The sequence below is a fragment of the Robertkochia aurantiaca genome (genome assembly GCF_020166495.1).
Lineage (GTDB): Bacteria > Bacteroidota > Bacteroidia > Flavobacteriales > Flavobacteriaceae > Robertkochia > Robertkochia aurantiaca.
Genome location: NZ_JAINZS010000002.1, coordinates 111,189 through 122,528, shown reverse-complemented (window position 1 = coordinate 122,528; position 11,340 = coordinate 111,189). Strand labels below are relative to the sequence as shown.

Genomic DNA, 11,340 nt, shown 5'->3' with positions numbered 1-11,340 from the left:
ATATATTACTTTTGTACTGCAGGCTATCTTATCGTTCCGGTTCGCCGGGAAGGAAAGTCCGGACACCGCAGCGCAGCGTAGCGGCTAACGGCCGTCCGCCGAAAGGCGAGGACCAGTGCAACAGAAAGAATGTACAGGTAATGCTGTAGTGAAATCAGGTAAACTCTACGCGGTGCAACGCCATGTATACCGGCTTTTAAGGGTTGCGCGCCCGATGCCGGAGGGTAGGCGGATAGAATCAGACAGCAATGTCTGGTCCAGATAAATGATAAGAACCCTCAGGGGGACAGAATCCGGCTTATTGCCTGCATGTTATCAACAGAAAAGAGGAGGGGGTCAGGGCTTTTCAAAGAAGCTGAATACGCTTCCTCCGTATTTTCTGGCATTATCAAAATAGGGGTATGATTCCAGATTGGTATGTTTGGAATGTTCAATGATCAGCATCCCGTCTTCTTCTAGTTGGTCTTTTTCAAAAACAATTTCCGCGATTCGTGCAAAATCCTTTTCGGGAAAATCATAAGGAGGATCAGCAAATATTATATCTGCCTTTCCGTCATATCGCTCCAGAAATGAAAAGACATCGCTTTTAACAGTATCTACAGGCAGGTCAAGCTGGTCGGCTGTTTTTCTGATGAAAGCCAGGCAGCCCGGGTGTTTATCGACAGCCAGAATACTTTCGCACCCTCTGCTGGCAAATTCAAAACTGATGGAGCCGATACCAGCAAAAAGGTCGATTACCCGAAGTCCGTCCAGATGGTAGTGATTGTTAAGTACGTTGAATAATGCTTCCTTGGCGAAATCTGTGGTCGGTCTTACCGGCAGCTTCGCAGGTGCTATGAGTCGTTTTCCTTTGTATTTTCCAGAGATGATTCGCATCAAAAACTATTCAGTAAAACGAGATTATTATGCCTGTACAACTTCGGGTCGATATACCGGTCCATTTTATAGGGCCACTTCTCAGAACTGAAAACCACGTTGCGAATATATTTATAGGCAAGGCGGTATCTTTCGTCGTTCTTGTCAATCTCGCCCATAAGGTGCAGCGTAGTGGTGTCAGGGTTGAGTTCAAGCTGTTCGAAGGTGAAAAGAATGTAATAAATAAAATCGGCAGGAGCCTGGTACGGGAAACTGTTATAAAGCATGAGCTTATTACCCCTTATCACTGTAATGTTGAATTGTTGCTCTCCCACCTGAACATACATCGCCTCACCTTCGTCTTTTCTGCGCTTTTTGAGCAGACTTTCGATCAGTACAGTGGCAGCGTGCTTATACTCAAAACTTCCGAATTGATCGTAGATATAGTTGTTCACATTGGTGAATGGAATAAACACATTGAACATCTCGAGCTCCTTTAATTCGTCATAATTGATATAATCGTTCTCCAGGATCTTGATGTGGTATTTCAGGTAATCTGCCAGGTTGCTTTCGCTGAAAAGCGGTTTGGGTACAAAGGTGTTCAATTCATTCTCATGAACCACTCTAACGGCCCGAAAGTCAGATTCCCTGATATCGTCATGTTCCATTAATTTCTTAAGCTCTGCCACCAGTGATTCCGGGTGAGCTTTTTCCTTAAAAGGAAATGACTCGAGCACCAGTACCTTATCGTGAGCGGTGTCGAGAATACAAAAAGAAAGTCCATTCAAGCTTACCTGAATGGACAATTCTTTAAATGTTTTATGAGTGGATTTATTTCTTTCCGTTTGTGTCATAATATGGTGGCCAGTTACCGCTGGTACTAACTTCTTGCAAACTACCTACCTTAATCTCAGGTCCGTTTACTTCTTCCACGTCGATTACCTGCTTCTCCAGTTCAACCAGTTCTTCAGGTTGATCGTACAGCACTACAGCTTTATCAACTGAAGCTTCGAATACAGAAGCTTTATAACCGTTCTTGTCGAGAATATCTGCTTCCATCTTGAACTCAGCATCGTTCTGAGCATAAGGAACTTTCGCAAGTTTGGTGTAGTCTGTATTCTTAAAGAGTGAATCTTTTACAGGAATAAACCCAAGGGTGTCGATAACTTTCACCTGGCGTTCCATCTCAATACGATATACTTTATCATACTCCATGAAAGATGAATCGCGTTGCTGGGTGATTGTAAACTGAGCAGTATCAATAAAGGCGATCAGGTTATCAAAATTAGAAGCATACTTCTGGTTGATCACACGATGTGCTTCCTGAGCATCTCTGATATCTTTTAACCGATCAATAACTGCGGAATAACGCTTCTTTTTAACCTTATCAAAACGAATTGGTTCCATTACCGAATTATAAATCTGGTATGCGAAAAAGATGCTTAATAGCCACAGGACGATTTGTAATACTGTCTTCATTTTATTAGTTATAGATTTAACGTGGTTTATCGCAAATCTACAATTTTTTTTCTTTAACAAAAGTTATGGCCAAAAAAACATTCCTATTTTTGAACCCTAACGGAACTTCATGGATGCAGCCTCATTTTACAAACTACTGAAAGAGAATTTTCCGCACAACCCCACCGTTGAGCAGGACCTGGTACTGCAACAACTCGCTGATTTTGTTTTTTCCCTTGAAAAGGATGAAGTATTTCTCTTAAAGGGGTATGCCGGTACGGGTAAGACTACTATAATAGGTGTGCTGGTTACTTATTTATGGAAGACCATGAAAAAATCGGTTCTTCTCGCCCCGACAGGAAGGGCGGCTAAAGTGATCACCAATTATTCAGGACGGGCTGCGTATACCATTCATAAGCATATTTACTTTCCGAAGAAACAGAAGGGTTCCGGAGTTAAATTCGTATTGGCTCCGAATAAACATAAGAACACCCTTTTCATAGTCGATGAGGCCTCTATGATTCCCGATGTGGCATCTGACTCAAAAATGTTTGACAACGGTTCCCTGCTCGATGATCTGATCACCTACGTGTATTCAGGGCATAATTGTAAGTTGTTACTGATTGGTGATACCGCACAGTTACCTCCGGTAGGTCTGGATGTGAGTCCCGCCCTGGAGGCTGATACCCTGGGCTTGCGATATGCAAAAGAGGTTCTGCAGATCGAGTTGGAGGAGGTGATGCGACAGCAGCTTAACTCCGGTATTTTGTACAATGCCACCAATATCAGGGAACAAATACAAAGTGATTTTTTTGAAGAATTCAAATTCAGAACCGATGAATTTGACGATATCGTTCGGCTGCGTGACGGGTATGAGATACAGGATGCCATTCAATCGGCTTTTGATAATGCCGGACTGGAAGAAACAGCGATTATTGTGCGGTCGAATAAAAGAGCAAATCTGTACAACCAGCAGATCAGGGCACGTATCTTATTTCAGGAAAACGAAATTTCCCCGGGGGATTATCTAATGGTTGTCCGGAATAATTATTTCTGGCTCAAATCCAGTTCAGAAGCAGGTTTTGTAGCTAATGGTGATATTATTGAGATCCTGGAGCTTTTCGCCATTAAAGAGCTTTACGGGTTTCGTTTTGCAGAGGTCAAGGTTAGAATGGTCGATTATCCTCGTATGAAGCCTTTTGAAACGGTGCTGCTACTCGATACCATAGCAGCTGAAACGCCTGCGCTTACCTATGAGCAGAATAACCAGCTGTATCAGGAAGTGATGAAAGACTATCAGGAAGAAACTTCAAATTACCGGAAGTTTATGCAAATCAAAAAGAACAAGTACTTCAATGCACTTCAGGTGAAATTCTCCTATGCGATCACCTGTCACAAAAGCCAGGGTGGACAGTGGCAGAATGTTTTTATCGAGCAGCCCTATCTGCCTAACGGGATCGATAAAGATTATATGCGCTGGCTGTATACAGCCGTTACCAGGGCCCGGGAAAAAGTTTACCTTATCGGGTTCAAAGACGATTCTTTCGAGGAATAGACGGTTCTGCTACTGACTCCCTAAAAGTTTATACATTTATAGGAGTACAGCTTAAACAAACCACATGGAAACAGAATCGATTATCAGTATCTTTTTAGGAATAGGGCTCGCCGCCTCTGCAGGCTTCAGGGTTTTTTTACCCCTGTTCGCATTGAGTATGGCTGCTTATTTCAATTTATGGGAACTCAATGATAGCTGGCTTTGGCTGGGGTCTCTTCCTGCAATCATTACCCTGGGAGTAGCTATGTTAGCCGAAATACTCGCTTATTACATTCCCTGGGTAGATAATTTACTGGATACACTTGCCGTACCACTGGCAGCCATAGCCGGAACGGCTGTGATGGTTGCCACGGCCACACAGATGGATCCGCTGGTGGTCTGGTCACTGGCAATAATAGCTGGCGGAGGCACTGCCATGGCTATTAAGGGTGCCTCGGCAGGTACGCGGCTCACTTCGACTGCAACCACCGCCGGTCTGGGAAATCCTGTTGTTTCAAGTGTTGAAACAGCCGGAGCTGCTACTATGAGTCTTGTTTCTATTTTTGCTCCCGTTCTGGCTATCATACTGGTTGTCATCATCCTTGCAGCCATGTTCTGGTCGTTTAAAAAACTCAGAGGCAGAAAGCGAACTTAAAAGGGATGAATACCTTATTTTTGTTCACAATCGATCATTCAATAAAAACCGATGAAAATAATTTCTATGATCCCGGCAAGATACGCAGCGTCCCGTTTTCCGGGAAAACTCATGCAAGACCTGGCCGGGAAGCCCGTGATAGTCAGAACCTATGAGGCAGCGGTCAATACCGGTCTTTTCGACGAGGTCATTGTGGTCACCGATAGTGATATCATCTTCGATACCGTCAGGGATCACGGTGGTAAAGCCATGATGAGCCAGGAAGAACATGACTGCGGTAGTGACCGTATCGCTGAGGCTGTGGCTGATATGGATGTCGATATCGTCGTCAACGTTCAGGGAGATGAACCTTTCACAGACCGGGAAAGCCTCGAAAAGGTGATCGAGGTGTTCAGGGAAGATCCTGACAGGGAGATCGATCTGGCATCTTTGATGACGCCGATCGATGACTGGGAAGAGATCAATGATCCCAATACGGTTAAGGTGATAGTCGACCATCGCAGTTTCGCCTTATATTTTTCCCGTTCGCCTATTCCTTATCCCCGGGCTAAAGAGGTCGGGGCAGTATATTATAAACATAAGGGAATCTATGCATTTCGCAAGGAGGCAATCGTCGATTTCAAAAAGCTGAAGATGCAGCCTCTGGAAGCCACAGAAAAGATCGAGGCCATCAGGTATCTTGAGTACGGTAGAAAAATTAAAATGGTGGTAACTACTTCTGAAGGGATTGAGATCGATACCCCGGAAGATCTGGAAAAGGCGAAGAAGCAATGGAAGTAGATTACAGCAAGATAAAGGTGGTTGGTTTTGATGCTGATGATACCTTGTGGGTGAATGAGACGTATTTCAGGGAATCTGAGCATGAATTTGCCCGGCTGCTTTCAGCATACGAAACCGAAAATAAAATAGACCAGGAGTTGTTTAAAAAAGAGATCGATAACCTGGATATTTACGGGTATGGTATCAAGGGTTTTATGTTGTCGATGATCGAGACTGCGATTGAACTTTCAAACGGCCGGGTAGATAGTAATACCCTGACCAAAATACTCGATATCGGGAAAGATATGATTCGTAAACCGGTAGAGGTTTTAGATGGTGTTGAATCAGTACTGAAGGAATTATCCGGAAAGTACAGGCTCATACTGCTTACCAAGGGCGATTTGCTGGACCAGGAAAGAAAACTCGAAAAATCAGGACTTTCAGAATACTTTCACCATATAGAAGTACTCAGCGATAAGAAAGAAGATAATTATAAAAATCTGCTGGAGCATCTGGAAATTCAATGCGAAGAATTTCTGATGATCGGAAACTCTTTGAAATCAGATGTTCTGCCGATCATTAATATCGGAGCTAAGGCTATACACGTGCCTTTTCACACGACCTGGGCTCATGAGATGGTGCACGATGATGACGACAATGGTGGTTATAAGACCATCGATAATATCAGTGAGGTTTTAAAGTTGCTATGAGTTACCGTGCACTGGATATAAGCAGCTGGAAGAGAAGACCTCATTACGAATTCTTTAAAGAATTTGACGAACCTTTCTTCGGATTAACCTTTGATGTGAGGCTGACCGAAATGTATGAGTGGTGTAAAGAAACTGGTGAATCACTTTTTTTAAATTATATTTACGCGGCTCTTAAAGCGGCTAATGAAATTGAAGAATTTCGATACCGCATGGCAGAAGATGAGATCAGGGTGTATGATCAGATCAGTATTTCCCCCACCATTGCCAGAGACGATGAAACCTTCGGGTTTTCGTATATGGAGTATTATCAGGATCGCCGGCGATTTATGAAAGAGGCAGCAAAAGAAGTGACCCGGGTTCGGGAATCTGATGATTTGTTTCCTTCAGCCGAAAGACCGGATACCATTCATTGCACATCGTTGCCCTGGCTGAAGTTCACCTCCCTTTCTCATGCCAGGAATTATCGTATACAGGATAGTATTCCGAAAATAGCCTTCGGAAAGGTATTCAGAGAGAACGATGATTGGTCGATACCTGTTTCGGTTCACGGGCATCATGCCCTGATGGATGGGATTCATGTATCGAAACTGGCCCAAAAACTAGAAGAAAACTTAACCTCTATAAAAAAATTCAGAGAAGATTAATGAAGTATAAGAATTTTCCTATGGTGCCGCGAGTGGTCTTTGGTCGGGGAAGTTTCGACCAGCTGCATGAGATTTTACTCCCCAGGCGAAAGAACAGTGAAGCCCCCTTCATTTATTTGATTGACGATGTATTTGAAGATAATCAATGGCTGATGTCGAGAGTTCCGGTCATGTTCAGAGACCAGATAATATTTATTCCTACCGAAGAGGAACCTAAAACAGAACAGGTCGATCAGCTGGTCGCTTATATAAGAACCATTCATGAAGCACCATCGGGTGTCATAGGTATCGGAGGTGGTACCGTGATGGATATGGCGAAAGCGGTGGCCATTATGCTCAACAATAAAGGGAAGGCGGAAGATTACCAGGGCTGGGACCTGGTAAAAAGACCTGCGGTCTACCATGTTGGTATACCTACCCTGAGCGGTACAGGTGCTGAAGTGTCAAGAACCACCGTTCTTACAGGGCCTGAGAAGAAGCTCGGTATCAATTCAGATTTCACTCCCTTTGATCAGGTGGTGCTCGATCCTGAGCTCACGAAAGATGTCCCTAAAAACCAGTGGTTTTTTACCGGGATGGATTGTTATATACACTGTATTGAGTCTCTCAATGGTCATTATCTCAATGCATTCAGTGAAAGCTATGGTGAGAAGTCGCTGGACCTTTGTAAACAGGTCTTTCTGGGTGAAGCGCTTAAGGAAGAAGAGGCTCAGGATAAGCTTATGATGGCTTCATGGCATGGGGGGATGAGCATTGCATATTCACAGGTAGGGGTGGCTCACGCTATGAGTTACGGACTGTCTTATCTGTTGGGCACCAAACATGGTCTGGGTAATTGTGTGGTTTTCGATCAGTTGGAAGAATATTATCCCGAGGGTGTGAAGATGTTCAGAAAGATGAAGGAGAAGCACGAAATTGAATTGCCTGCAGGACTTTGCAGTAACCTCACCGATGAAGAATTTAATACGATGATAGAGGTATCTCTGGGCATGGAACCCTTGTGGGATAATGCACTAGGCAGTGACTGGAAGCAAAAAATAGGACCTGAAAAACTGCGGGAACTTTACGAAAAGATGTAATATGCGAAGCCTGTCGAAGTTCATATTCTTTACCATGATGGGATGGAAAATCGAGGGTTCTTTTCCTGACCTGAAAAAGTATGTGATCATAGCTGTTCCTCATACGAGCTGGCATGACTTTTATATCGGGTTGCTCCTGAGGAATATAGCCGGTATTGATATCAATTATGTAGGGAAGAAGGAGTTGTTCAAACCACCCATGGGGTGGTACTTCAGAATGACCGGCGGCGTCCCCGTAGACCGTGCAAAACGTTCGAATATGGTCGATGCCGTGGTCGATATTTTCAATGAAAAAGATGAATTCAGACTTACCCTGGCTCCGGAAGGTACCCGTAAGAAGGTAGATACCTGGAAAACCGGGTTCTACCATATCGCCAAAGGTGCGGGTGTGCCGATAGTAATGGTTGCCTTCGATTTCGGAAAACGCACCATTAAAATATCAGAGCCTTTTCATCCAACAGATGACCAGGAGGCTGATTTTCAATATATGTATTCCTTTTTTAAAGGGGTAAAGGGTAAGGTGGCAGCCAATTCTTTCGATCCTTCTTAATCCTCTCCTGAAGATTTCATGGTGTGATACACGTTTTGAACGTCATCGTCTTCTTCGATTTTCTCCAGAAGTTTTTCTACTTCCTGTTCCTCTTCTTTACTTAGCTCTTTGGTCACCTGAGGGATTCGTTCAAAGCCGGAAGAGAGGATCTCTATGTCGCGGTTCTCGAGTTCGTTCTGAATGGGACCGAAACTTTCAAATGGCGCGTAGATGAGAATACCATCTTCGTCAACGAATACTTCTTCTGCACCAAAATCGATTAATTCCAGCTCCAGCTCTTCCGGGTCGATTCCTTCCGGGTTGATTCTGAAATTGCAGGTATGATCGAACATGAATTCCACTGAACCGCTGGTTCCAAGACTCCCGTTACACTTATTGAAATAACTCCTGATATTGGCTACCGTACGATTGTTGTTATCTGTTGCGGTTTCTATCAGGATGGCAATTCCGTGAGGGGCATATCCCTCAAACAACACTTCCTTGTAATCTTCGGTGTTTTTATCGGTCGCTCTTTTAATTGCCCTCTCGATATTGTCTTTGGGCATATTAGCCGCCTTGGCGTTCTGGATAACAGCTCTGAGCTTGGCATTGGTATCAGGGTCAGGACCGCCCTCTTTAACAGCCATTACGATATCTTTCCCCAGCCTGGTGAAGGTTTTGGCCATACTGGCCCACCTCTTCATTTTTCTTTCCTTACGGAATTCAAAAGCTCTTCCCATAAAAAATTATCCTTTCAGTTTATGGGCAAAAATATCAAAAAATAAAAAATGTGGATTATTCTCCTTTGATTATATCTTCGATGGTCTTCGCCAGTTTGAAGTCTTTTTCCGTGATGCCATCTGCGTCGTGAGTATTGAGTCTGATAGTGAGGTTGTTGTAGACATTGCTCCAGTCTGGGTGATGCTGCTGGGCTTCGGCTTCAAAAGCTATACGAGTCATCATGGAGAAGGCATCTGTAAAATTCTTGAAGTCAAGTGAAGTGACAAGAACACCATCGCTGTAGTCCCAGTAATCAAGACCCTCGAGTCTCTCGTTGATCTGCTTTTCGCTTAATTTTTCCATAGGTTGGTTTTTTCTGTTTTCTTAAATATAAGTAAATAAAGATTAAGCAGGGTGAATTTCTTCCAGGATGTCGTGGTGGGTATATAAAAGGTGTTTGGGTAGTTTGTTGTCTTTAGGAAGTACCGCCAGGAAACGATCAAAATTCGAAGTGTAAACGTTTTTGAACAGCGGATTCGAAAACTCCAGACGTTCGCAGACTTCCCTGATGAATTCGTCGTGGTGAATGAGATCGGTACTGCCCAGGTGGTAAATACCATGACGTTTTCTGTTGATAATATAGTGCAGCTGCCTGCTAACCTGGTCAGCACTGCTAACATTCATTACCAGGTCAGGAAATACCTCATAGGCTACCTTTGACTCCAGAAAGTATTTAAGTTCTTTGATTCTTGGTGAATGTGCCCCGAATACCATAGGAAGTCTCGCTATAACATATTGTTTCTCGGGAAGTTTCATACACATGTTCTCCAGGCGGATCTTTAATTTTCCGAATCGGCTCATCGAGAGCGTTTTATCATATTCGTAAGAAGGGTAATTGCTGAAGGCGTCGAAGACGTTGGCCGATGATAGAAAAATGATCTTGCTTCTGGTGGTTTGACAGTATTCGGTAAGCAAGGCATGGGTCTCTGTCTGCGCTTCAAAGTCTCCTCTAACAGCAGAAATGATGATATGGGGCCGTACCTTGATCAGAACGCTGTAAATATCGTCCTGTTCCATGTCAAAGTGAAAGAAGTGCTGGTTATCGGTATATATTGAACCGGTATGATAGGTGCCATAGGTGTCAAAATAGTGACAGAGCTCCCTGTAGAGAGCTCCTCCTATAAATCCGCTGGCGCCTAAGATCAAAATCCGGTTCAATAAAATACTTTTTCAAGGGTTGTAAATAGAATTAACCGCCGCAGCAGGCGATTATTGTTTGTAGAATGGTAATTTAACGATTTCTGCTGCGATCTCGTTCTTCCTGATCTTTACTTTGATCTGCGTGCCTGCCCCGGCGAATTCGGTTTTCACGTACCCGAGTCCGATTCCCTTACCCAACGATGGAGACATGGTTCCACTGGTAACCTCACCGATCTCATTACCATCGCTGTCGAGCAATGCATAGCCTTTTCTCGGGATGCCTCTTTCGGTCATTTCGAAAGCGATCAGTTTTCGTTCAGGTCCGTTTTCTTTTTCCTTTTTAAGAGCTTCTGAATTGACGAAATCCTTGGTGAATTTCGTGATCCATCCCAGTCCGGCCTCTATCGGTGATGTTGTTTCGTCGATGTCATTTCCATACAGGCAATAACCCATTTCAAGTCGCAAGGTGTCCCTGGCAGCCAGGCCTATAGGCTTGATACCGAAATCCTTCCCCGCTTCGAGAACTTTGTCCCACACCTGTTGTACCTCTGTATTTTTGCAATAGATCTCGAATCCGCCACTTCCGGTATAACCGGTGGCTGAAATGATCACGTGAGGGATGCCGGCAAATTCTCCTACTACGAAATTGTAGAACTTTATCTCTGAAAGATCTACCGGGGTAAGCGATTGCATGGCTTCCACCGCTTTTGGGCCTTGAATGGCGAGCAACGAATAATCTTCGGAAATATCCCGGATCGAAGCTTTGATATCTTTGTTATGTTGCTGGATCCAGTTCCAGTCTTTTTCGATATTTGCCGCGTTAACCACCAACAGGTATTCTTCATCTTTGATCCTGTAAATGATCAGGTCGTCAACGATTCCTCCCTTGTCATTGGGCATGCAGCTGTATTGTGCCCGGCCAACGGTAAGCTTTTCAGCATCATTGCTGCTTATCTTCTGAATCAGATCGAGCGCCCTGGGGCCACTGATGAGAAATTCACCCATGTGACTCACATCAAATACACCCAGTTTCTCCCGAACAGTTTCATGTTCGATGTTAACTCCTTCGTATTGTACGGGCATCTGATAGCCTGCAAAAGGCACCATTTTCGCACCTAATTCGATATGCTTTTGCGTTAGCGCGGTATGCTTCATTTTCCTGCTTTTTAAAAAGTTGGTCAAAATTATTCAAATTAT

The 11,340-nt window shown here is 43.9% G+C and carries 14 protein-coding genes and 1 other RNA gene; 8 read left to right on the top strand and 7 right to left on the bottom strand.

Annotation, left to right across the window (positions count from 1 at the left end):
- Positions 1 to 15: 15 nt before the first annotated feature.
- Positions 16 to 316, top strand: an RNA gene (gene rnpB / locus K7R10_RS02990) — RNase P RNA component class A.
- 20 nt (positions 317 to 336) lie between these two features.
- On the opposite strand, the gene K7R10_RS02985 is transcribed toward rnpB, so the two are convergent.
- The 3 genes from K7R10_RS02985 to K7R10_RS02975 are packed head-to-tail and all read right to left on the bottom strand — an operon-like array spanning position 337 to position 2,334.
- Positions 337 to 876: an RsmD family RNA methyltransferase gene (locus K7R10_RS02985; protein WP_224483201.1), complete on the bottom strand. Its 540-nt coding sequence runs from the start codon at positions 874 to 876 to the stop codon at positions 337 to 339.
- A complete protein-coding gene (locus K7R10_RS02980; RefSeq protein ID WP_224483200.1) occupies positions 876 to 1,709 on the bottom strand; it encodes a DUF3822 family protein in 834 nt (277 codons plus the stop codon). The genes K7R10_RS02985 and K7R10_RS02980 overlap by 1 nt, the downstream gene beginning before the upstream one ends.
- Entirely contained in the window at positions 1,687 to 2,334 is a 648-nt protein-coding gene (locus tag K7R10_RS02975; protein ID WP_224483199.1) for a hypothetical protein, read from the bottom strand. The genes K7R10_RS02980 and K7R10_RS02975 overlap by 23 nt, the downstream gene beginning before the upstream one ends.
- Before the next feature lie 109 nt (positions 2,335 to 2,443).
- Between K7R10_RS02975 and K7R10_RS02970 the strand changes: the two genes are divergently transcribed.
- The 7 genes from K7R10_RS02970 (at position 2,444) to K7R10_RS02940 (ending at position 8,244) form a co-directional block, all read left to right on the top strand.
- Positions 2,444 to 3,868, top strand: coding sequence for an ATP-dependent DNA helicase (locus K7R10_RS02970; RefSeq protein WP_224483198.1), 1,425 nt, complete (start codon positions 2,444 to 2,446; stop codon positions 3,866 to 3,868).
- Positions 3,869 to 3,932: 64 nt separating this feature from the next.
- Positions 3,933 to 4,502, top strand: coding sequence for a DUF4126 domain-containing protein (locus tag K7R10_RS02965; RefSeq protein WP_224483197.1), 570 nt, complete (start codon positions 3,933 to 3,935; stop codon positions 4,500 to 4,502).
- 51 nt (positions 4,503 to 4,553) lie between these two features.
- Positions 4,554 to 5,282, top strand: a complete 729-nt coding sequence (gene kdsB, locus K7R10_RS02960; protein WP_224483196.1) for a 3-deoxy-manno-octulosonate cytidylyltransferase — start codon at positions 4,554 to 4,556, stop codon at positions 5,280 to 5,282.
- Positions 5,273 to 5,971 carry an HAD family hydrolase gene (locus tag K7R10_RS02955; protein WP_224483195.1) on the top strand — a complete coding sequence of 233 codons (699 nt, stop codon included), beginning with the start codon at positions 5,273 to 5,275 and terminating at the stop codon, positions 5,969 to 5,971. The genes kdsB and K7R10_RS02955 overlap by 10 nt, the downstream gene beginning before the upstream one ends.
- Positions 5,968 to 6,615, top strand: coding sequence for a chloramphenicol acetyltransferase (locus tag K7R10_RS02950; protein ID WP_224483194.1), 648 nt, complete (start codon positions 5,968 to 5,970; stop codon positions 6,613 to 6,615). Before K7R10_RS02955 ends, K7R10_RS02950 begins: the two co-directional genes overlap by 4 nt.
- Positions 6,615 to 7,694, top strand: coding sequence for an iron-containing alcohol dehydrogenase family protein (locus K7R10_RS02945; RefSeq protein ID WP_224483193.1), 1,080 nt, complete (start codon positions 6,615 to 6,617; stop codon positions 7,692 to 7,694). Before K7R10_RS02950 ends, K7R10_RS02945 begins: the two co-directional genes overlap by 1 nt.
- Position 7,695: 1 nt before the next feature.
- Entirely contained in the window at positions 7,696 to 8,244 is a 549-nt protein-coding gene (locus K7R10_RS02940) for a lysophospholipid acyltransferase family protein (RefSeq protein WP_224483192.1), read from the top strand.
- On the opposite strand, the gene K7R10_RS02935 is transcribed toward K7R10_RS02940, so the two are convergent.
- The 4 genes from K7R10_RS02935 to gcvT are packed head-to-tail and all read right to left on the bottom strand — an operon-like array spanning position 8,241 to position 11,298.
- Positions 8,241 to 8,963 (bottom strand): YebC/PmpR family DNA-binding transcriptional regulator, encoded by a 723-nt coding sequence (locus K7R10_RS02935; RefSeq protein ID WP_224483191.1) that lies wholly within the window; start codon positions 8,961 to 8,963, stop codon positions 8,241 to 8,243. The genes K7R10_RS02940 and K7R10_RS02935 overlap by 4 nt on opposite strands.
- Positions 8,964 to 9,018: 55 nt before the next feature.
- Positions 9,019 to 9,306, bottom strand: a complete 288-nt coding sequence (locus K7R10_RS02930) for a 4a-hydroxytetrahydrobiopterin dehydratase (protein ID WP_224483190.1) — start codon at positions 9,304 to 9,306, stop codon at positions 9,019 to 9,021.
- A 42-nt stretch (positions 9,307 to 9,348) separates the two neighbouring features.
- The gene (locus tag K7R10_RS02925; protein ID WP_224483189.1) at positions 9,349 to 10,161 is read right to left on the bottom strand and encodes a sugar nucleotide-binding protein; all 813 of its coding nucleotides are present in this window, start codon (positions 10,159 to 10,161) and stop codon (positions 9,349 to 9,351) included.
- Between the two features lie 51 nt (positions 10,162 to 10,212).
- On the bottom strand, positions 10,213 to 11,298 hold the full coding sequence (gcvT, locus tag K7R10_RS02920) for a glycine cleavage system aminomethyltransferase GcvT (RefSeq protein ID WP_224483188.1): 1,086 nt from the start codon (positions 11,296 to 11,298) through the stop codon (positions 10,213 to 10,215).
- Positions 11,299 to 11,340 lie beyond the last annotated feature (42 nt).